Annotated in this window: 17 protein-coding genes and 1 other RNA gene; 3 read left to right on the plus strand and 15 right to left on the minus strand. The window is 73.4% G+C overall.

Annotated elements, in window-relative coordinates; translation table 11 throughout:
- Positions 1-91 precede the first annotated feature (91 nt).
- Together PV364_RS34070 and PV364_RS34075 are read right to left on the minus strand one after the other, a co-directional pair.
- Positions 92-379, minus strand: a complete 288-nt coding sequence (locus PV364_RS34070) for a DUF3039 domain-containing protein (protein WP_319664519.1) — start codon at positions 377-379, stop codon at positions 92-94.
- Between the two features lie 11 nt (positions 380-390).
- A complete protein-coding gene (locus tag PV364_RS34075) occupies positions 391-969 on the minus strand; it encodes a YqgE/AlgH family protein (RefSeq protein ID WP_319664520.1) in 579 nt (192 codons plus the stop codon).
- 251 nt (positions 970-1,220) lie between these two features.
- Between PV364_RS34075 and murA the strand changes: the two genes are divergently transcribed.
- Positions 1,221-2,555: a UDP-N-acetylglucosamine 1-carboxyvinyltransferase gene (murA, locus tag PV364_RS34080; protein WP_319664521.1), complete on the plus strand. Its 1,335-nt coding sequence runs from the start codon at positions 1,221-1,223 to the stop codon at positions 2,553-2,555.
- 94 nt (positions 2,556-2,649) lie between these two features.
- On the opposite strand, the gene PV364_RS34085 is transcribed toward murA, so the two are convergent.
- From PV364_RS34085 to PV364_RS34110, 6 genes are all read right to left on the minus strand, one after another.
- A complete protein-coding gene (locus PV364_RS34085) occupies positions 2,650-2,931 on the minus strand; it encodes an HU family DNA-binding protein (RefSeq protein WP_018564081.1) in 282 nt (93 codons plus the stop codon).
- Positions 2,932-3,126: 195 nt separating this feature from the next.
- Positions 3,127-4,548 (minus strand): NAD-dependent malic enzyme, encoded by a 1,422-nt coding sequence (locus PV364_RS34090; protein ID WP_319664523.1) that lies wholly within the window; start codon positions 4,546-4,548, stop codon positions 3,127-3,129.
- Positions 4,549-5,113: 565 nt separating this feature from the next.
- The gene (locus tag PV364_RS34095) at positions 5,114-7,375 is read right to left on the minus strand and encodes a HelD family protein (protein ID WP_319664524.1); all 2,262 of its coding nucleotides are present in this window, start codon (positions 7,373-7,375) and stop codon (positions 5,114-5,116) included.
- Between the two features lie 97 nt (positions 7,376-7,472).
- Positions 7,473-8,072, minus strand: coding sequence for a CGNR zinc finger domain-containing protein (locus tag PV364_RS34100; RefSeq protein WP_319664525.1), 600 nt, complete (start codon positions 8,070-8,072; stop codon positions 7,473-7,475).
- A 111-nt stretch (positions 8,073-8,183) separates the two neighbouring features.
- Positions 8,184-9,332, minus strand: a complete 1,149-nt coding sequence (locus PV364_RS34105; RefSeq protein WP_319664526.1) for a uroporphyrinogen-III synthase — start codon at positions 9,330-9,332, stop codon at positions 8,184-8,186.
- A gap of 146 nt (positions 9,333-9,478) precedes the next feature.
- Positions 9,479-10,459: a LysR family transcriptional regulator gene (locus tag PV364_RS34110; protein ID WP_319664527.1), complete on the minus strand. Its 981-nt coding sequence runs from the start codon at positions 10,457-10,459 to the stop codon at positions 9,479-9,481.
- A 173-nt stretch (positions 10,460-10,632) separates the two neighbouring features.
- Here PV364_RS34110 and PV364_RS34115 point away from each other — a divergent pair, with 173 nt between their 5' ends.
- Positions 10,633-11,739 carry an MFS transporter gene (locus tag PV364_RS34115; protein ID WP_319664551.1) on the plus strand — a complete coding sequence of 369 codons (1,107 nt, stop codon included), beginning with the start codon at positions 10,633-10,635 and terminating at the stop codon, positions 11,737-11,739.
- 52 nt (positions 11,740-11,791) lie between these two features.
- Here the strand turns inward: PV364_RS34115 and ssrA are convergent.
- The 5 genes from ssrA to ftsE form a co-directional block, all read right to left on the minus strand.
- Positions 11,792-12,178: a transfer-messenger RNA gene (gene ssrA, locus PV364_RS34120) on the minus strand.
- A 165-nt stretch (positions 12,179-12,343) separates the two neighbouring features.
- Positions 12,344-12,826, minus strand: a complete 483-nt coding sequence (gene smpB, locus PV364_RS34125; RefSeq protein ID WP_319664528.1) for an SsrA-binding protein SmpB — start codon at positions 12,824-12,826, stop codon at positions 12,344-12,346.
- Between the two features lie 72 nt (positions 12,827-12,898).
- Positions 12,899-14,065: a S41 family peptidase gene (locus PV364_RS34130; RefSeq protein WP_319664529.1), complete on the minus strand. Its 1,167-nt coding sequence runs from the start codon at positions 14,063-14,065 to the stop codon at positions 12,899-12,901.
- A 67-nt stretch (positions 14,066-14,132) separates the two neighbouring features.
- Positions 14,133-15,050, minus strand: a complete 918-nt coding sequence (ftsX, locus tag PV364_RS34135; RefSeq protein WP_319664531.1) for a permease-like cell division protein FtsX — start codon at positions 15,048-15,050, stop codon at positions 14,133-14,135.
- Positions 15,051-15,090: 40 nt separating this feature from the next.
- Positions 15,091-15,780: a cell division ATP-binding protein FtsE gene (gene ftsE / locus PV364_RS34140; RefSeq protein WP_319664533.1), complete on the minus strand. Its 690-nt coding sequence runs from the start codon at positions 15,778-15,780 to the stop codon at positions 15,091-15,093.
- A gap of 275 nt (positions 15,781-16,055) precedes the next feature.
- Between ftsE and PV364_RS34145 the strand changes: the two genes are divergently transcribed.
- Complete coding sequence (locus PV364_RS34145; protein WP_319664535.1) at positions 16,056-16,247, plus strand: hypothetical protein; 192 nt, start codon at positions 16,056-16,058, stop codon at positions 16,245-16,247.
- A gap of 803 nt (positions 16,248-17,050) precedes the next feature.
- Here PV364_RS34145 and prfB read toward each other — a convergent pair.
- Together prfB and PV364_RS34155 are read right to left on the minus strand one after the other, a co-directional pair.
- Positions 17,051-18,169: a peptide chain release factor 2 gene (prfB, locus tag PV364_RS34150; RefSeq protein ID WP_319664536.1), complete on the minus strand. Its 1,119-nt coding sequence runs from the start codon at positions 18,167-18,169 to the stop codon at positions 17,051-17,053.
- A 105-nt stretch (positions 18,170-18,274) separates the two neighbouring features.
- Positions 18,275-20,509, minus strand: a 2,235-nt coding sequence (locus tag PV364_RS34155) for an FtsK/SpoIIIE domain-containing protein (RefSeq protein ID WP_319664537.1), incomplete at its 5' end; no start/stop codon positions are given.

Genomic DNA, 20,509 nt, shown 5'->3' on the forward strand with positions numbered 1-20,509 from the left:
GCCCCGACCCCGTGCCGCGCCGGCCCGCACGCGGGCATCACGAAAGGCGCGACCGCCCGGTTGCGGCGGCCGCGCCTGTCCGGGCCCGCGGCTACTTCTTGCCGCTCTTGTCCTTGTCGCCGCCACCGCCGGCGGGCATGGACTCGAAGATCTCCTTGCACATGGGACACACCGGGTACTTCTTCGGGTCGCGGCCGGGAACCCAGACCTTGCCGCACAGCGCGACCACCGGCGATCCGGAGAGCGCGCTCTCCATGATCTTGTCCTTCTGCACGTAGTGCGCGAAGCGCTCGTGGTCGCCATCGCCGTGCGACACCTGCGGGGTCGGCTCGACGAGGGTGCCAGTGCCCGCCCCGCGCTCGGGCTCAAGAGTGCTCATGGCACGCAAGCCTAATTGAGAGACGGATCGTCCGGGTACGTGGCGACCATCGCGAGTTCACTGCGCTGCCGCCGCAGCACCGAACGCCACAGCTGCTCGGGATCGGGCGAGAACACGTCCCCGGGCTCGGACTCCACCACGTACCAGGCGCCCTCGACGAGCTCGTCCTCCAATTGGCCGGGCCCCCATCCGGCGTACCCGGCGAAGATCCGCAGCGAACCCAGCTCGGCCGCGAGCAGTTCCGGCGGCGCCTCCAGGTCCACCAGGCCGATCGCGCCGAAGACCCGGCGCCAGCCCAGCGGCTCGCCGTCCTCGCCGTCCCGGGGCTCCCCCGGGACCACCGCCAGGCCGAGCGCGGAGTCCAGGGAGACCGGGCCGCCCTGGAAGACCACCTGCGGGGAGCCGGCCAGATTCGCCCACGGCTCCAGTACGTCGCCGACGCCGACCGGCGTGGGACGGTTCAGGACCACGCCCAGGGAGCCCTCCTCGTCGTGGTCGAGGAGCAGCACCACCGCCCGGTCGAAATTCGGGTCCGCGAGGGCGGGCGTCGCGACGAGGAGCCTGCCGGTGAGCGATGACACTTCGGTCATGGTCAACATAATCCCGCATTACGCCTCCGCGCGGGGTGGCAATGCGGCGCTTCAGCTACTCCTGGGGCGGCAGGGACAGCCGTTCCGCAACCCTCCGGCACCGCGCGACCGCACAGGGTGCTGTAGCGAATCCCTTACACGTGTGGGACCTCTCAGCCCTGACGGCGGGCCTGGAAGGCCGATTACCATTTCCCTCTGGTGCCTGCGGGGACCCCGCCTCTTTTCTGCCCCTCTCCAGGAACGCGAGAGCAATGACCGGCCTTAACGATGTACTGCTCGTCCACGGCGGCACCCCGCTGGAGGGTGAAATCCATGTGCGCGGCGCGAAGAACCTCGTACCCAAGGCGATGGTGGCCGCCCTGCTCGGCAGCGAGCCGAGCCGGCTGCGCAACGTGCCCTCCATCCGCGACGTGCGCGTGGTGCGGGGCCTGCTCCAGCTGCACGGAGTGACGGTGCAGGAGGGCGAGGAGTCCGGCGAGCTGGTGCTCGACCCGTCCAAGGTCGAGAGCGCCAACGTCGCCGACATCGACGCGCACGCGGGCTCCTCGCGCATCCCGATCCTGTTCTGCGGCCCGCTGCTGCACCGTCTGGGGCATGCCTTCATCCCGGGCCTGGGCGGCTGCGACATCGGCGGCCGGCCGATCGACTTCCACTTCGACGTGCTGCGCAAGTTCGGCGCGGTCATCGAGAAGCGCCCCGAGGGCCAGTACCTGGAGGCCCCGCAGCGGCTGCGCGGCTGCAAGATCGAGCTCCCGTACCCTTCGGTCGGCGCGACCGAGCAGGTGCTGCTGACGGCCGTGCTGGCCGAGGGCGTCACCGAGCTGAGCAACGCCGCGATCGAGCCGGAGATCGAGGACCTCATCTGCGTCCTGCAGAAGATGGGCGCCATCATCACGATGGGCACCAACCGGACCATCCACATCACCGGCGTGGACAAGCTCGGCGGCTACAACCACCGTGCCCTGCCGGACCGGCTGGAGGCCGCCTCCTGGGCCTGCGCGGCCCTGGCCACCGAGGGCAACATCTACGTCCGCGGCGCCAGCCAGCGCGAGATGATGACCTTCCTGAACGTCTTCCGGAAGGTCGGCGGCGCCTTCGAGGTCGACGACAAGGGCATCCGCTTCTGGCACCCCGGCGGCCCGCTGAACGCCATCGCGCTGGAGACCGACGTCCACCCCGGCTTCCAGACCGACTGGCAGCAGCCGCTGGTCGTGGCGCTGACGCAGGCCTCGGGCCTGTCCATCGTCCACGAGACGGTCTACGAGTCCCGGCTCGGCTTCACCTCGGCGCTGAACCAGATGGGTGCCCACATCCAGCTCTACCGCGAGTGCCTGGGCGGCACCCCCTGCCGCTTCGGCCAGCGCAACTTCCTGCACTCCGCGGTCGTCAGCGGCCCCACGAAGCTCCAGGGCTCCGACCTGGTCATCCCGGACCTGCGCGGCGGCTTCTCGTACCTGATCGCCGCCCTGGCGGCGCAGGGCACCTCGCGGGTGCACGGCATCGACCTGATCAACCGCGGCTACGAGAACTTCATGGAGAAGCTGGAGAGTCTCGGCGCCAAGGTCGAGCTGCCCGCGGCGAGCTGATCCGCCGGGGCCCTCGGCCCCCGCGGCCTGCCACACAGGTGTGCGAAAGGGCGGCCCCCCATTCGGGGAGCCGCCCTTTCGCACACCTGAGGCCTTACTTGCCCTTGGCGGCTTCCTTGAGCTTCGAGCCCGCGGAGACCTTGACGCTGTAGCCGGCCGGGATCTGGATCGGGTCCCCGGTCTGCGGGTTGCGCGCGGTACGAGCGGCACGGTGGCTGCGCTCGAAGGTCAGGAAGCCGGGAATGGTGACCTTCTCGTCGCCCTTGGCGACGATCTCGCCGACGACCTCGGCAAACGCGGCCAGAACGGCGTCGGCGTCCTTGCGGGTCACCTCGGCGCGCTCGGACAGCGCGGCCACCAGCTCACTGCGGTTCATCTAGTTCTCCTTGCATGGAATCCCCCAACGTCGACCGTCGGGGAAGGCGCATTGAAGTCGCTGTTAGCGCTTCTGCGGTGCGGCCCTCACCGCCCAGGTACGCATCCTGCCCCCATTTCTGGGGGAAACGCCAATCCGGCACCCGGGAGAGTCACACAAAAAGCGTCTCTCATACGGCCCGATGACGCTGCGTCGTCACGAGGTCGCGGTGAGGCCCTGTGCCTTGGCCGCCTCGCGGACGGCGCCCGCGACGGCCCCGGCCACCTTGTCGTTGAAGACGCTCGGAATGATGTAGTTCGGGTTGAGTTCGTCCTCGGTGACCACGTCGGCGAGGGCCGCGGCCGCCGCGAGCATCATCTCGGTGTTCACCGTGCGGCTCTGCGCGTCCAGCAGGCCGCGGAAGACGCCGGGGAAGACCAGGACGTTGTTGATCTGGTTGGGGAAGTCGCTGCGGCCCGTGGCGACCACCGCGGCGGTCTCCCGGGCCAGGCCCGGGTCGACCTCGGGGTCGGGGTTGGCCAGCGCGAAGACGATCGCGTCCTCGGCCATCGCCGCCACGTCCTCGGCGCCGAGGACGTTGGGCGCCGACACGCCGATGAAGACGTCGGCTCCGCGCACGGCCTCCTTCAGCGTCCCCGTGATCTCCTCGGGGTTGGTGTTGTCGGCGATCCACCGCAGCGCGGACTCCGGGCCCGCGCCGACCAGGTCCTCGCGGTCGCTGTGCACCACGCCGTGGATGTCGGCGACCACCGCGTGCTTCACGCCCGCCGCCAGCAGCAGCTTGAGGATGGCGGTGCCGGCGGCGCCCGCGCCGGACATCACGACCCGCACATCGCCGACCTGCTTGCCGACCACGCGCAGCGCGTTCGTCAGCGCGGCGAGCACCACGATGGCGGTGCCGTGCTGGTCGTCGTGGAAGACCGGGATGTCCAGGGCCTCGCGCAGCCGCGCCTCGATCTCGAAGCAGCGGGGCGCGGAGATGTCCTCCAGGTTGATGCCGGCGAAGCCGGGGGCGATCGCCTTGACGATCTCCACGATGGCGTCCGTGTCCTGGGTGTCCAGGCACAGCGGCCACGCGTCGATGCCGGCGAAGCGCTTGAAGAGGGCCGCCTTGCCCTCCATGACCGGCAGCGCGGCCTTGGGGCCGATGTTGCCCAGGCCCAGCACGGCGGAGCCGTCGGTGACCACGGCGACGCTGTTGCGCTTGATCGTCAGACGGCGGGCGTCCTCGGGGTTCGCGGCGATCGCCATGCAGACCCGGGCCACGCCGGGCGTGTAGATCATCGACAGGTCGTCACGGTTGCGGATGGGGTGCTTGGACGCCATCTCGATCTTGCCGCCGAGGTGCATCAGGAACGTACGGTCGGACACCTTGCCGATCGCCACGCCGTCGATCTCGCGCAGCTTCGCCACGATCTCGTCCGCGTGCGCGGTGGACGTGGCGGCGATCGTCACATCGATCCGCAGGGTCTCGTGGCCCGACGCGGTGACGTCCAGGCCGTGGACAGCGCCGCCGGATGCTTCGACGGCCGTGGTGAGCTGGCTGACCGCGGAACCGCTCGCGGGCACCTCCAGCCGCACCGTGATTGAGTACGAGACGCTCGGCGCCGTTGCCATGGCCGCTGTTCCTCCGCTGTCGCTTGCTGTGCGCCCTCGATGCTGCCACCTACCCACGGGTATGGGTAAACCGGGGGCCTCGCAACGCAACGCTGGGGCACGCGCGGAGCCCGGGGAAGCTTGTGTGCTTAGTGTTCGCCGGGTTCGGCACCGCCCGCGGCTCGCCCTCGCCCCCGACTCGGCGGGCGCACCCTTCGGCGCCGCGTCCCCCCACTGACCGGAACCCGGGAGGGACGAACACCTTCGTGCCATCGACCGCCAGGCGGACCGTTCCCGGTACGGCGGTGGCGGCCGGCGCACCGGAAGGCGTCGAGCAGCCGCGGATTCGCACCCGGTTCGCAGCCGGGTCCGCCGCGCCGCCGTCACATCGAATGCCGCGTACGGAATGACAATCGCGGATCGTTTGTTAGATTGGACAAGGCACCGGCTCGATCCAAGCCCCCGGGCCCAACCTTAGGCGCTTCGAGCGCCCACTTGCCGCGAGGCGAGCATGGCGGGTCGGTGTCACAGACGTCCGGCGGGGCGCCCTTCTCCTGGAAGGGCGCCCCGCCGTTCTGTGTTCCGGTCAGTCCCGCAGCAGGTCCGGCACGCCCTGCGCGTCGGGCAGGTCCCGCCCGCCCGACAGCACCGTCAGACGCTGCGTGGCGCGGGTCAGGGCGACGTACAGCACGCGCAGCCCCGCGGGCGACTCGTCCGCGATCTCCGCGGGGGACACGACCAGCGTCGCGTCGTACTCCAGCCCCTTGGCCTCCAGGCTGCCGAGCGCCACGACGCGCTCGCCCAGCCCCGCCAGCCAGCGCCGGGCCTCCTCACGACGGCCCATGGCCACGACGACGCCCACCGTGCCCTCGACCTCGCCCAGCAGCCGTTCGGCCTCGGCGCGCACCGCCTCGCCCGTCCGGCCGCCCGCCGCGACGGCGAACTGCGGCACCACGCCCGTGGAGCGCACCGCGCGCGGCGACTCGCTGCCCGGCATCGCGAGCGCGAGCACCTTGGCCGCGAGATCGGCGATCTCGGCCGGGTTGCGGTAGTTCACCGTCAGCGTGAAGCGGCGCCGCGGGCGGGTGCCCAGGGCCTCGTCGCGGGCGAGCGCCGCCTCGTCCGGGTCGGTCCACGAACTCTGCGCGGGGTCGCCCACCACCGTCCAGGTCGCGGCCCGGCCCCGGCGGCCCACCATGCGCCACTGCATCGGCGTCAGGTCCTGCGCCTCGTCCACGATGACGTGGGCGTACTCGGTGCGCTCGGCGTCCAGCCGCTCCTGGCGGGAGCGGCGGCCGCCGGCCATCCGGTCGGCGAACGTGGTGACCTCCTCCAGACCGGTGAGCTGGTCCAGCGGGTCCGCCTCGCGGGTGCGCACCTTCGGCGGCGGGCCGAGCAGCGCCTCCAGCTCGTCCAGCAGCGCCACGTCGTGCACGGACAGCGCGCCGTTGCCGGCGTCGTCCAGCCGGCGCAGCGAACGCGCCACCCGGCGGACCTCCGGCGGGGTCAGCACCCGCCGCGCCCAGCGCCCGAGCCGCTTCTCGTCCGCGAGCGCGGCCAGCACCCCGCGCGGGGTCAGCACGGGCCACCACGCGGCCAGGAAGTCCAGGAACTCCTGCTCCTCGGCCACGTCGTCGTCGAAGGCCTCGCGGGCCTCCGCGGCCATCTCCGCGTCGTCGTAGCGGCGGTCGGCCTTGCGCCACAGCGCGTCCAGCAGCAGGCGGCGGGCCCGCGGCCGCAGCAGGTTGACCGGCGTGGTGCCGCCCAGCACCGCGTGCCGGATCCCCGACAGCTCCGCGGCGTCCAGCTCCAGACGGCGCCCGAAGGCCACCACCCGCAGCCGCTCCGGGCAGTTCCCGTCCTCCAGCGCGCCCCGGGCCGCCCGGTGCAGCACCCTCAGCATCCGCAGCGAGCCCTTGATCCGGGCCACCGCCGGATCGTCGTACGTCGTCGCCTCCGCGCCGTCCACGAGCGAGCCGACGGCCCGGATCGCGACCTGCCCCTCCTCGCCCAGCGAGGGCAGCACGCCCTCGGTGTACGCCACCAGCAGCGGCGTCGGGCTGACCACGAGGATGCCGCCCGCGTAGCGCCGCCGGTCCTGGTAGAGCAGGTACGCCGCGCGGTGCAGGGCGACCGCCGTCTTGCCGGTGCCGGGGCCGCCGGTGACCTCGGTGACCGAGGCGGCGGGGGCCCGGATGACGACGTCCTGCTCGGCCTGGATGCTGGCGACGATGTCGCGCATCGTGTGGCTGCGGGCCTGGCCGAGCGCCGCCATCAGCGCGCCGTCGCCGACCACCGGCAGCCCGGTCGCGAGCTCCGGGCGCAGCAGGTCGTCCTCGACGCCGAGCACCTTGCGGCCCTTGGAGCGGATGACGCGGCGGCGCACGACGCGGCCCGGTGCGACCGGGGTCGCCCGGTAGAACGGCGCGGCGGCCGGCGCCCGCCAGTCGATGACCAGCGGGGCGTACTCGGCGTCGAGCACGCCGAGTCGGCCGATGTGCAGGGTCTCGGAGATCTCCGCCGTGTTGTCGGGCCCGATCGCGTCGTCGGCCGGCTCGACGGAGGTGTAGGCACCGTCGGGGCCCTTCTTGCCGTCCTTGCCCCGCAGCAGGTCGATCCTGCCGAAGAGGAAGTCCTCGAACTCCGCGTTGAGCCGGTTCAGGTGCAGACCCGCGCGGAAGACCTGCGCGTCGCGCTCCGCGAGCGCGCCCGGCGTACCGACATGGCCGCGCTTGACCGCGTCGTCCATCAGGAACTCCGCCTCGTGGATCTTCTCCTCGAGCCGGTCGTACACCCGGTCCAGATGCGTCTGCTCGACCGCGATCTCCGTGTCCCGGACCGCTGCCACGCAGGACCCCCATTCTTTTTCTTTCCGTACGTCGTGCGCCGCGCCCCGCGAACGGAGCAGCCTGCCACCGTACGCCAACCAGGGGTTTTCCGCCCAGTCAGATGCGTGTCGCCGTGGCGCCGGCGCGCCTGCGGTGGCGGGCCACCCGTTCGCGGTTGCCGCAGGTCTCGCTGCTGCACCAGCGGCGCCGGCGGCCGCGCGAGGTGTCCAGGTAGACAAGGGTGCACCCGTCGCCCTCGCAACGGCGCAGGCGGCCCGCCGCGACGGGGTCGGTCAGCAGGTCCAGGGCGTCGCGCGCCACCGCGCCCAGCAGTCCCGCGCAGTCCGGCTCCGCCGCCAGTCCCCGGGTCAGTGTCCCGTCCGCCGCGCGCACCGCACGCGGCGGGGGCGGCGGTGCGAGCGCGGCGTCGTTCAGCGCCTCCACGTCCCCGTCGTCGGCGGTCCGCCCGGCCAGCCGTGCCTCCACCAGGCGCGCCACCACGGCCCCGAGCTCCATGAACCGCCGCGCCCATCCGCCGTCCGCCGGGACCTCGGTGCCGCGCGGCACCAGGCCCGCGCCGCGCAGCCACTCCACCAGCCGCTCCGGGGAGCCTGCACCGGGGCCGGCGGCGGGGCCGGGCGCCGCGGCCGCCACGAGGTCCAGGCTCGTCCGTCCCGTGTCGAAGCGCAGGTGCATCCGCGCCGCGGTCGCTCCCATCCGAGTGCCACCTCCTCCGGAGGTCCTCCCCCGAGCCCCCGGCGCGAAACGGAACCCGTCCCCGGGGTGCGCCGCGGCGCCCGGGCGGGACGTCACGCGACGCCCGCCGGGTCAGGGAGGCGGCGGGGCATCGAGGGCGAGGCGGTAGCCGCGTCCGACGACGGTCCGGACGAACTCGGGGGCGCCGAGGGCCGTGCGCAGGCGGGCCACGGCGGTCTCGACCGCGTGTCCGTCGCGCCCGGCGCCGGGAAGGGCGGCCAGGAGCTCGGGGCGGGGGACGACCAGGCCGGGGCGTGCGGCGAGCACCCGCAGCAGGGCCATACCCGCCGGGGGGACGGCGCGGAGCGCGCCGTCCACGACGGCGGCGTGGCCCCGGATCTCCAGGCGGTGACCCGCGACGTGCAACGGGCGCACCCGGCCGGGCAGTTCGCGGGCCAAGAGCTCGGCCAGCGGCCCGAGGCGGAAGCGTTCGGGATGGACGACGGGCACCGCGTGGCCGCGCAGCGGACGGGCGGCCGCCGGCCCGACGCACGCGGGCAGCACCTCCTGCCGGAGCGCGTCGAGGACGCGGGCGCGCATCCCCCGGCGGTCTGCGCGTTCGAGCACGGCGGCGGCGGCCGGGGCGCTGGTGAAGGCGACGGCGTCGAGCGTGCGGGCGGCGACCGCGTCCAGCAGGCGGTCGACGGGGGCGGTGTCGTCCGACGGCACGCAGCGGTGGACGCGGACGCCGACGACCTCCGCGCCGGCCCGGCGCAGCGCCTGGCCGACGCCGGGCGGCGGCTCGCCGTGCAGTTGGACCGCGACGCGCCGGCCGGCCACGCCCGCGCCGAGGAGGCGGGCGAGGACCTGGGCCCGGGCGAGGACCTGGGCCATGGACGCGGTGCCCGGCGACCACACCGCGGGGAGCCCGGTGGCGCGGACGGCGTCGCGAACTCCCGGCCCGCGGGCGAGGAGTTCGGCCTGTCGCAGCCGCTCCCGCAGTACGTCCCCGAGGCCCCAGCCGTCGGCGGCACCGATCCAGTCGCGGAAGCCCGCCGCCGTGGTGGCGACGACCGCATCGGGCGGTCGGTCGAGCAACCGCTCGGTGGCGGCGAGCAGTTCGATGTCGTCGGGCAGCGGGACGACGCGCAGTGCGGGGGCCCGCACCACCGCGGCGCCGCGGTCCTGAAGGAGCTCCGCCAGTTCGTCGGTGTGCCGGGCGGCGGTCACGCCCACGGTGAAGCCCGCGAGCGGGGGCACGTCCGCGTCCCGCCGTCGCATGGATCCCGCCTCGCTCCGCCCCGGGCGCACGTGCGCGCAGGTCCGGCACCGTCCCGGGCCCCGGACCCGCCTGCCCGCCCGCCCGCCGATCCGCGCATGGTGCCAAGCATCGATGACGGTGCGGGTTCGCCGGGATTTCCGCGGTGTTACGGCGCCGGCGGGCCGGGCGGTGTCATCAGGCGCGCGTCGGGCGCGGGCAGCCAGGAGTGCGGAGGGCGGGCGAGCCATCCGCCGTCCGCGCAGGCGAGCCTCCGCGCCGCGGCGCGGAGGGCGTCGAGTCCGGGGTGGCGCAGCCCGCGCCGCCAGACCATGGACACGGGGGTGAGCGGCACGGGGGCGGTGATCGGACGCAGGACGAAGCCGGGCAGGTCGATGAACTCGGTGCTGGCCAGGACCGGCCAGCGGTGCTTGGTGACCAGCCGTACGAACTCGTCCTTGCCGTCGATCTCCGGGAACGGCGCGGCCACCGCGATGCCGCGGCCCTCGAAGAGCCGCTCGGCGAGGTCGGTCCACTCGGCGGTGTGCGGGTTGCCGGCGGCCGCGTAGAGCGCCTCGCCGGCGAGCGCGGCCAGCGGTACCTCGGGCAGGGCGGCGAGCCGGTGGTCGCCGGGGAGGAGGACGGCCATGCGCTCGTAGCGGACGGGGAGGTGGTCCAGGCGGGAGAGCACGGCCGGGGCGAGGCCCGCGACCCGGCCGAAGGAGACGTCCAGGCGACCGGCGAGGATCTCCGCCGCGGCGCCGGTGAGGCCGCTGTGGAAGCGGGCGGTCAGCTCCAGCTCGGGGGCGGCGGCGCGGGCCTCGTCGAGCACGCGCGACGCGGTGCCGACCGGGGCGCCGATGTCGACCAGCAGGGGGCGCCCGGCGGGCGCGAAGGCGGCGACGAGTTCGTCGTGGGCGGCGAGCACCCGGCGGGCGTGCGGCAGCAGCCGTTCGCCGTCCGGGGTCAGCCGCACGCTGCGCGTCGTGCGCGCGAACAGTTCCGTGCCGAGCGCGGCCTCCAGACGCCGGATGTCGCGGCTGAGCGCCTGCTGGGCTACGTAGAGGCGGGCTGCGGCCTGGGTGAAGTGCAACTCCTCGGCGACGGCGGTGAAGGCCCGCAGCAGACGGGGGTCGAGGTCGTGCGGCATCCGCTCATTCAACACGCCCCGCACTCACAACGAAAGTGCGTCAATGGGCGCTGATCAGGTGTTGGACCGCCGCGGGGGCCCGCGGCGAGGGTGGTGGGGTGATCAGCAGCCTCGCGCCCTACCGCCGGATCTTCGCCCCGCCCGGCGCCCTCGCCTTCACCGCCGGCAACCTCATGGCCCGCCTCCCCGCGGGCATGTTCGGGGTCAGCGCGGTCGTCATGATCTCGGCGGGCTACGGCTCGTACGCACTGGCCGGGGCGGTCACCGCCACCGGACTGGCCGCCACGGCCGTGGTGGGCCCCTGGACCGCCCGCATGACCGACCGGTACGGGCAGGGCCGGATCGCCGTCCCGGCGGCGGCGCTGGCCGCGCTGGGCTCGCTGGCCCTGGTGCTGTGCGTGCGGCTGCACGCGGCGCCCTGGACGCTCTTCGCCGCCTATGCGGCGACCGCGACGACCCCGAACACCGGCGGCATGTCCCGGGCCCGCTGGGCGCATCTGTACCGGCACGACGAGCGGGCCCGCCACGTCGCCCAGTCCTTCGAGCAGGCGGCGGACGAGGTGTGCTTCATGCTGGGCCCGGTGCTGGCCGCCTTCCTGTGCACCGCGCTCTTCCCGGAGGCGGGCACGGTGACCGGGGCGGTGCTGCTGTTCTGCGGGATCGTGCTGTTCGCGGCGCAGCGCGGCACGGAGCCACCGCCGGTGCCGCGCCCGCGGGAGGGGGCCGCGGGGCGGGCCGCGGTGCCGCCGGTGCTGTGCACGTTCCTGGCGACGGGGGCCGTCTTCGGCGCGATGGAGGTCACCACCGTCGCCTTCGCCGCCGCGCAGGGGCACCGCGGGGCCGCCGGGGCCGTCCTGGCGCTCCAGGCGGCCGGCTCCTGCGCGGCGGGACTGCTGTACGGGCTGCGGCCGCCCCGCGACCGTTTCGCGGCGAGCGTCGCCGCGATGGCGGGCCTGATGCTCCTCCCGCTGCTCGCGGCACATCTGGGCGGCCTGTGGCTGCTCGCCCCGGCACTGCTGGTCGCGGGCATGGCCACCGCGCCGACGATGATCAACGGCATGGCGCGCATCCAGCGGACGGTGCCGCCGGGGCGCCTGAACGAGGCAATGGCCCTCGCCGTCACCGCCCTGCTGGGTGGCATCGCGGCCGGCTCCTTCGTCGCGGGCGCGGTGGCGGACAGCCGGGGCCCGGCCGCCGCGTACGCGGTGCCCGCCGCGGCCTCGGCCGCCGCCGCGCTGATCGCGGCGGTGACCCTGCGGGCGGCCCCGGCCCGGGAATGACGAAAGGCGCCGTCCGCCGCGCAGTGCGCGGGCAGGCGACGCCTCCCGAGGGATGTGGAGATGGCGGGAATCGAACCCGCGTCCTGTGGTGCGGAACCAGGGCTTCTCCGAGCGCAGTCCGCTGTGCTTTTCTCGGCCCCGGCAGTCACGCGGACAAGCCGCCGACGGGCCCAGCCACTGTTTGATTTCCCACCGAGTCCCGTGGCCGGACTCAGTGGTTTAGTTCCCTAGCTGATGCCAGGATCCGGGTCGGGAACAGCCCCGGGCTGACACTCCGCGGAGTCTTCGCTAGCTGCTAATTAGGCAGCGAGAGCGAAGGCGGAGGAATCGCGCTTAGAGTTGGCGATTGTTTTTTTCGGCATATGGTTTACGAGATCATTGCCGCTTTCTCGGCTCGCTTCCCCTGCTTCGACATCCCCAGTCGAAACCGATCATCCCCATGTTGATTTTTCAAGCTGCACACCGGGCGTCGCCGTCCGGTGGTGCTGCCGCCATCGTACGTGAACAACACGCACCGAGGCCAGCGTATTTCCGGCGGGCCGGACAGCGCGGCCGGACGGAGTGTCAGTCCGGCGTGCCGGGCAGGCGCGCCACGGCGGCGCGGTCAGCCCTCGCGCTGCCGGCGGCGCGCCGACGAGATCGCCCGGTCGGCCTCTCGGCGGTCCTGCTTCTCACGCAGGGTCTGCCGCTTGTCGTACTCCTTCTTGCCGCGGGCGAGCGCGATCTCGACCTTGGCCCGGCCGTCCTTGAAGTACAGGGCGAGCGGCACGATCGTGTGCCCGGTCTCCTGGGACTTCTGGACGAGCTTGTCGATCTCCGCCCGGTGCAGCAGCATCTTGCGCTTGCGCCGCGCCGTGTGGTTCGTCCACGTCCCCTGCGTGTACTCGGGGATGTGGACGTTGTGCAGCCACGCCTCGCCGCCGTCGAGCTGGCCGAAGCCGTCGACCAGGGAGGCACGCCCCTGACGCAGCGACTTCACCTCGGTGCCGGTCAGCACCAGGCCGGCCTCGTACGTGTCGAGGATGTGGTAGTCATGCCGCGCCTTCTTGTTCTGCGCGATCAGTTTGCGACCCGTTTCCTTTGCCATAGCGCGGCCATTCTCGCACTCCGGGGCCGCTCGGGGTACCGGATTCCGCGGCGGGCCGCCGGGGACGCGAGGTCAGCGCGCCGAGGCGCCGAGGCCGTCCAGGATCTCCAGGGCCTCGGCACCGGCATCGGTGCCGCCGGAGATCTTCAGGTCCGGCTCGACACCGCGTCCGTCGACGCTGCGCCCGGCGGGCAGCCGGTAGTGGCCGACGGTGAGTTCGGCGACGGAGCCGTCCGGGAGGCGGCTGGGCATCTGGATGGAGCCCTTGCCGAAGGTGCGCGAGCCGATCACCACGGCCCGGCCCCGGTCCTGCAGGGCACCGGCCAGCAGCTCCGCGGCGCTCATGGTGCCGCCGTCGACGAGGACGACCAGCGGCGTCTCGGTGTCGCCGCCGTCGGCGGCGTACAGCGCCTGCTGCCGCCCGTGGACGTCGTACGTGGCGACGAGGCCGCCGTCGAGGAAGGCCGAGGCCACGCCGACGGCCTCGGTGACCAGGCCGCCGGAGTTGCCGCGCAGGTCCAGGAGTATGCCCTCGCCCGCGGTGCGGGCGGCCAGCGCCCGGCGGACCTGCCCGGCCGCGCCCCTGGTGAAGGCGTCGACCTTGACGGCGGTGATGCGGTGGGGCAGGTGCCGCACCCGTACCGACTCGGTCGGCAGCAGGGCGCGCCGGGGCGCGACCTCCCAGGAGCGGGCGCCGCGTTCCAGTCCGAGGACGACGGTGGTGCCGGCGTCGCCCACGCCGCGCAGCCGGGAGACGGCCTCGGTGACGGGGCGGCCGGTGACATCGGTGCCGTCGATGGTGCGCAGCCGGTCCCCGGCGCGGACGCCGGCCCGGGCGGCGGGGCTGCCGGACTGCACGCGGTCGATCTCGATACGGCCGTTCTCGACGCGGCGCACCCAGAGCCCGACCCCCACATACCGGCCGTCGAGGGAGTGCTGGAAGCCCTCGTACTCCTGGGCGGTGTAGAACGAGGACCAGCGGTCGCCGCTGCGGCTGACCAGGGCCTCCGCGGCCTGCGGGCCGACCTTGCCGTCGGCGATGGCCTCGGCGATCTCGTCGGTGTCGGCCACCGCACCCGCCGGGATGCGGGTGGAACTCCGCGCCTGCCGGTCCCCGCCGAGTGCGTCACCGAAGGAACCGGTGGCCGCCCCGGTGGCCAGAACCGCGCCGAACACCAAGGTCAGGGCGGCCGCGCGGCCGACGCGGCGCGGCTTCCCGGACAGACAGTGGCTCAGCACGTCGGGCAGTCTAGGCGAGAACCGGGCGCTGTACGGAAAGTTGGCCGTACGGCGCCCTTTGCGCGAATCAGACCTTGAGGTATTTGCGCAACGCGATCAGGGCGGCCACCGCGGGCATCAGCATGCCCACGACCAGCACCAGCGGCAGCACCTGCACGACCTCGCCCCAGCCGAGGAAGTTGATCAGCGGGACCTTGGTCTGCAGCGACAGGCCGTGGTCGATCAGGAAGTAGCGGCCCACGAGCAGCATCAGGCACGCCAGGCCGCCGCCGACCAGGCCGGCGAAGGCGGCCTCCATGATGAACGGCATCTGGATGTAGAAACTGGACGCGCCGACCAGGCGCATGATCCCGGTCTCGCGGCGGCGGCTGAACGCCGACACGCGCACGGTGTTGACGATCAGCATCATCGCCACCGCGAGCATGAACGCCAGGACCACCAGGGCGGCCAGCGTCATGCCGTTGAGGAGCCCGAACAGGTTGTCCAGCAGGGCCTTCTGGTCCTGCACCTCCTGGACGCCGGGGCGGCCCTGGAAGGCGCTGGCGACCACCTGGAACTTGGTCGGGTCCTTGAGCTTGACCCGGAACGACTCCTGCATCTGATCCGGCGTCAGGGAATCGGCCAGCGGGGAGTCGGAGAACTGCTCCTTGTAGTGCTTGTACGCGTCCTCCGCGCTCTCGTGGAAGTACTTCTCCACGAGCGGCAGCGCCTTGAGCTGCTTCTCGATGTCCTGCTTCTGCTCCTCGGTGACGGCGCCCTTGGTGCAGTTGGGGTCGGTCTTGGCGTCGTTCTTGTTGCAGAGGAAGATCGACACCTGGACCTTGTCGTACCAGTACCCCTTCATCGAGTCGACCTGCTCGCGGGCGAGCCACGAGCCGCCGGCGAGCGCGAGGGAGAGGGCGACGGAGACGATGACCGCGAAGGTCATGGTCAGGTTCCGGCGGAGGCCGACGCCGATCTCCGAGAGCACGAACTGGGCGCGCATGATGTCCTTTCAGCGGGCTTGCGATGTCCAGGGCCGGGGATCAGTGCTGATAGCCGTAGACGCCGCGCGACTGGTCGCGCACCAGCCGCCCCTTCTCGAGCTCGATGACGCGCTTGCGCATCTGGTCGACGATGTTCTGGTCGTGGGTGGCCATGACCACCGTGGTCCCGGTGCGGTTGATGCGGTCCAGAAGGCGCATGATGCCGACCGAGGTCTGGGGGTCGAGGTTTCCGGTCGGCTCGTCCGCGATGAGGAGCATCGGGCGGTTGACGAACGCGCGGGCGATCGCGACACGCTGCTGCTCACCACCGGAGAGCTCGCCCGGCATACGGTCCTCCTTGCCGCCGAGGCCGACCAGGTCGAGCACTTCGGGGACCGTCTTGCGGATGGTGCCGCGCGGCTTGCCGATCACCTCGAGGGCGAACGCCACGTTCTCCGCGACCGTCTTGTTGGGCAGCAGGCGGAAGTCCTGGAAGACGGTGCCGAGCTGGCGGCGCATGTGCGGCACCTTCCAGTTCGACAGCCGGGCCAGGTCCTTGCCAAGGACGTGCACCGTGCCGGTGTCCGTGCGCTCCTCGCGCAGCAGGAGCCGCAGGAAGGTGGACTTCCCGGAGCCCGAGGAGCCCACCAGGAAGACGAACTCGCCCTTCTCGATTTCCAGCGAAACGTCCCGAAGTGCAGGACGGTTCTGCTTGGGGTAGGTCTTGGAGACGTTGTCGAATCGGATCACGGTCGCACTCCGGATACAGGGGATCGGAGGCGACCTTACGCGAACGCCGAGGGGCCGCGCAGTTCGCGGTCCGGGTTGGTGCGTTTATTCACCGGCCAAAGCAGACAAAGTGGGCATTGGCCTCGCGGGTCACTCTTCGAAGTCGCGGGAATCGCGCGGGGCGCGCCTGCCGCCCCGGAAACTGGCACAGTGGTGGGGGGACCCGGGAACGGACCGTCCCCGACGCGCGTTGTTCATGGAGCGGCCGTAGGGCCGCATTGGGAGGAGGCGACCGCATGACAGTCGACCGACTGGTGTGCGCCAACTGCGCCGGCCCCGTCAGCGAAGGCCGCTGCGCGGTCTGCCGCGCCCACCGTGCACGCCTGCAGCAGGAGAACCCCTTCGCCGCCATCACGCCGGCGGCCCTGATCGCCCTGCTCGTGGCGCTGCTCGCCGTGGCATGGGTGGTTCACGAGGCCACCGCGTAGCGGCACCACCCGCAGCGGAAGGGGCCCGGGACGTCGATGACGTCCCGGGCCCCTCGCCGTACGCAATCGCGCGATCACACGGTGGTGTTGCGACCCGCCGGCCAGGCGCGGCATCAGGCGGAATCCGATGCCGCCCGCGATCACGGTGGCGGCGCCGATCAGCAGGAAACCGGTCTCCCCGGCACCGGTCCCGGCCAGACCCTCCTTGGTGTCACCCTGGGTGACGACCTCGCCGCTACCCGCGTCGTCGGTGCCGGTGCCTTCCACGCAGCTCACGCTGTCACCGGAGACGGCGCGGGCGGTGTCGCCGCCGGAATCGCCGGTGGTGCTGCCGCCGTCGGTGCGGGTGCCGCCGTCGGAGCCCGTGGAGCCGCCGTCGGCCGAGGACCCGCCGTCCGTGGTGCTGCCACCGTCCGTCGCGGTCTCGCCGGTCGTGGCCCCGTCGGCGCCTTCCGTAGCGGTGCCGTCCGTGGTGGTACCGGTGGCGCCGTCCGGCCTGCGCGGCACGCGTCAAGGGAGCGGCGTGCACAGGGGAGCCTCAACGGGACGTACTCGGGATCCGGATTCGGGCCGGCCCGGGCTCGCCCCCGTTCGCTCACGCCCCGGTCATACGCATGCCGTGCACGACAATTCCCAGAATGCGCAGCGTCGTCAAGGTCATTCCGGCCGCATTACCTGGAATGACCTGCGGTGGCGGCCGATTGCTTGCTCCGCCGTAATCCGAAACGCACAACTGCCGCCCATCAGGGCGGCAGTTGTGCGAACGACGAATAGATGTGAACGGTGAACGCTCGACGCCGGCGTCAGACCGCCGCGGCCTGCTCCTGCTGCTTCCGCCAGCGGATGCCCGCCTCCAGGAAGCCGTCGATGTCGCCGTCGAGGACGCCTTGCGGGTTGCCGACCTCGAAGTCGGTGCGCAGGTCCTTGACCATCTGGTACGGGTGCAGCACGTAGGAACGCATCTGGTTGCCCCACGAGTTGCCGCCGTCGCCCTTGAGGGCGTCCATCTTGGCCTGCTCCTCCTGGCGGCGCCGCTCCAGCAGCTTGGCCTGCAGCACGTTCATGGCGCTGGCCTTGTTCTGGATCTGGGAGCGCTCGTTCTGGCAGGAGACCACGATGCCGGTCGGGATGTGGGTGATCCGGACCGCGGAGTCGGTCGTGTTGACGCCCTGGCCGCCGGGGCCGGAGGCGCGGTACACGTCGATGCGCAGTTCCGTCTCGTCGATCTCGACGTGGTCGCTCTGCTCCACGACCGGCAGCACCTCGACGCCCGCGAAGGAGGTCTGGCGGCGGCCCTGGTTGTCGAAGGGCGAGATGCGCACCAGGCGGTGCGTGCCCTGCTCGACGGAGAGTGTGCCGTAGGCGTAGGGCGCCTTGACGACGAAGGTCGTGGACTTGATGCCGGCCTCTTCGGCGAACGAGGTCTCGTAGATCTCGGTCGCGTAGCCGTGCCGCTCGGACCAGCGCAGGTACATGCGCTGGAGCTGCTCCGCGAAGTCCGCGGCGTCGACGCCGCCCGCCTCGGCGCGGATGTTGACCAGCGCCTCACGCGCGTCGTACTCGCCGGACAGGAGGGTGCGGACCTCCATCTCGTCCAGCGCCTTGCGGACCGAGTCCAGTTCGGCCTCGGCCTCGGCGCGGGTGTCCGCGTCGTCCTCGGCCTCGGCGAGCTCGAAGAGCACCGCCAGGTCGTCGATCCGGCCGCGCAGCGCCTCGACCTTGCGGAGCTCGGCCTGCAGGTGCGACAGCTTGCTGGTGATCTTCTGGGCCGCCTCGGGGTCGTCCCACAGCGACGGCGCCGCCGCCTGCTCCTCGAGCACGGCGATGTCGGCCCTCAGTTTGTCGAGGTCCAGAACGGCCTCGATCGACCCCATGGTCGAGGAGAGGGACTTGAGCTCTTCGGATACATCCAGGACTGCCACGTCCCCCAGCGTACCGGGTGGGCGGCGAAGCTTCGGCGGTCCCGCCACCGCACCCCCGTTCCCGCACCCCGCGGGCCCGGGAATGCGGTGGTGGTCACCCCCGGGTCAGAGCAGCGGCGGCGCGGGATCCGCGGCCGCGGACTCCGCCGCCCGCTGCAGGGCACTGGCCAGAAGCGCGAGGTCGGTGGGGCCGTTGCCGAGCTCGCGGACCGGGCGGCGGGTCGGCGGGTCGCCCATGCGGTCCCATTCCAGGGGGACGACGGTGGGGCGCAGGGTGGCCGTCCGCGGGATGCGGCCGCTGACCCGGCCGGCCTGGAAGGCGGTGACGGCCCCGTCGGGGCGGCGCAGATAGCCGCGGCCGGGCAGCGTGTCGTCCAGGGCGGCCGGTTCCTCGACGGCGACCAGCAGGGCCGCGGACTCCGGCTCCTCCGTGCGCAGCGCGATACGCAGCCGCGCGGCGTCGTCCGCCTCGGTTCCGGCCGTGCGCTCGGGACGGCCGGTGGCGGCGATCAGGTGCACGCCCAGACGCTCGCCGTCGCGGGCCACGCTCTCCAGCGCCCGGACGACGGAGCCGGCGGCGGGCCGGCCGGGGCTGCCCAGGGCGGGCGCGACGAGCGCGTCGAAGTCGTCGACCACGACGACGAGACGGGGCAGCGGTGCCGCGGTGCGCGTCTGCACGCGGACCGCGCCCTGTGGCTGCGTCTCCCCCGCGGCGGCCGGCGCGCGGCCCGGCTCGGCCTGGCGCGGCACCACCGGCACGCGGTGGCGGTCGTGCCACTGCCGGAAGTCCAGCCCGTCCAGCAGCTCTTCGCGCCGCTTCAGTTCCCCGGCCAGGGCCTGCGCGAACTCGCGCATCCGCACCGGGTCGGAGGCGCACAGGTACGTGGACACGTGCGGCAGGTCGGTACAGACCCGCAGGCCCTCGCCGCGCTCCGTGCCCGCGCCGTCGACCAGCACGAGGGCGAGCCGGTCCGGGCGCTCGGCGGCGGCCAGGGCGGCGGCGACGGACCGCAGCAGTTCGGTCTTGCCCGAGCCGGGCGCGCCGCCGGCCAGCAGATGGGGGCCCTCGGCGACCAGGTCGACCAGGACGCGGCCGCCGGGGCCCGCGCCGAGGACGGCCGCGGCGGCACCGCCGGAGGGCGCGGGCTCGGCCCAGCGGGCGGCGATCTTGGCCGGGGTGGCCAGGCCGAGGTCCAGCTCGTCCAGGAGGCGGGCGGTGCGCGGCAGCGCGGTGCGGGTGACGCGGGGCGCGGCGGCATCGCCCTCGCGCAGCGGTGCCAGGGCCCGGGCGAACCGCTCGGCCCAGGCGGTGGAGACCGCCTCGACCGTCATCCGTTCCGGGCCGTGCGGCTCAATGCGCAAGGTGGTGGCCACGTCGCCCTCCAGGACGGCGACGGCGCCGCACTGGGCGGCCAGTCGTTCCGCGCTCTCGGCCAGGCACAGCACATGGACGCCGACGGACGGCCCGGTGGCGGCGATCCGGTCGACGGCCTCGCCGAGGTAGGCCGAGCCGGGGTCTCCGTCCACGACCAGCAGGGTGTGCGGACCCTCGCGATCGGCGGCGGCCTTGGCGACCGCCTCCGCGGTCGCCGTCGCCCAGCCGTTCCCGAGCGGGCCCTCCTCGATGCGCCGGACCAGCTCGGCGACGCGGGCCTCGGCCTGCTCGCGGTCGGTCGCGGTGAGCAGCCGGCAGTCCTGGCCGTGGGCGGGGCGCAGATGCGGCAGCCAGTTCAGCCAGGCCCACTCCTCCGCGCGCTGTTCCGCGGGCCGGGAGCGGTCGGCGGCCAGGAGGGCCACCTCCAGCGCGCCGGGCGCGTGCAGGGCGCACAGCTGGGCGATCACGGCCCGGGCGAGCCCGGTGAGCCGCGGGCGCGGGCCGGCGAGGCCGAGCACCTGGGTGTGCGGGTCGCGCAGGTCGATGGTGAAGGGGACGGCGGGCAGCGTGCGGTAGCCGTCCTCGGCGGGGAGGTCGGCGGTGCCCAGGCGGACGGTCAGCGTGTCCGGGTGTCCGGGGGCGCGCTCCCACAGCCGCGGGCCCGGCCCGAGGGCGGTCAGCAGCACGGCGGCGGGGTCCGGCCACCGGTCGCGCAGCCCGGCGGCGTCGGTGACGTCGTGGCCCGGGCCGGCGGCCCCGTCCGGCCCCGTGCCGTCGGCGGGGCCACGCCCCGCGGCCAGCCGACGGGCCCAGCTTCCTATGGCCCCGGCCATCCGGCTCCCGGCCTCGGCGGCCCGGCCGGCGGTGCGCCGGGCCTGCGCCGGCGGGACCGCCCGGGTCTGCTCCGACAGGCCGCGCTGCGGCGTGTCGCGGCGGCCTCCTGAGGCGGCGACGGGGGCCGCGGG

The organism is Streptomyces sp. MI02-7b (assembly GCF_033793585.1).
Classification (GTDB): Bacteria; Actinomycetota; Actinomycetes; order Streptomycetales; family Streptomycetaceae; genus Actinacidiphila.

Bases quoted from the DNA above. Each gene is read 5' to 3' on its own strand.
- PV364_RS34070 (WP_319664519.1), bottom strand. From the start codon at position 379: ATGAGCACTCTTGAGCCCGAGCGCGGGGCGGGCACTGGCACCCTCGTC.
- PV364_RS34075 (WP_319664520.1), bottom strand. From the start codon at position 969: ATGACCGAAGTGTCATCGCTCACCGGCAGGCTCCTCGTCGCGACGCCC.
- murA (WP_319664521.1), top strand. From the start codon at position 1,221: ATGACCGGCCTTAACGATGTACTGCTCGTCCACGGCGGCACCCCGCTG.
- PV364_RS34085 (WP_018564081.1), bottom strand. From the start codon at position 2,931: ATGAACCGCAGTGAGCTGGTGGCCGCGCTGTCCGAGCGCGCCGAGGTG.
- PV364_RS34090 (WP_319664523.1), bottom strand. From the start codon at position 4,548: ATGGCAACGGCGCCGAGCGTCTCGTACTCAATCACGGTGCGGCTGGAG.
- PV364_RS34100 (WP_319664525.1), bottom strand. From the start codon at position 8,072: ATGGGAGCGACCGCGGCGCGGATGCACCTGCGCTTCGACACGGGACGG.
- PV364_RS34105 (WP_319664526.1), bottom strand. From the start codon at position 9,332: ATGCGACGGCGGGACGCGGACGTGCCCCCGCTCGCGGGCTTCACCGTG.
- PV364_RS34110 (WP_319664527.1), bottom strand. From the start codon at position 10,459: ATGCCGCACGACCTCGACCCCCGTCTGCTGCGGGCCTTCACCGCCGTC.
- PV364_RS34115 (WP_319664551.1), top strand. From the start codon at position 10,633: ATGGCCCGCCTCCCCGCGGGCATGTTCGGGGTCAGCGCGGTCGTCATG.
- smpB (WP_319664528.1), bottom strand. From the start codon at position 12,826: ATGGCAAAGGAAACGGGTCGCAAACTGATCGCGCAGAACAAGAAGGCG.
- ftsX (WP_319664531.1), bottom strand. From the start codon at position 15,050: ATGCGCGCCCAGTTCGTGCTCTCGGAGATCGGCGTCGGCCTCCGCCGG.
- PV364_RS34145 (WP_319664535.1), top strand. From the start codon at position 16,056: ATGACAGTCGACCGACTGGTGTGCGCCAACTGCGCCGGCCCCGTCAGC.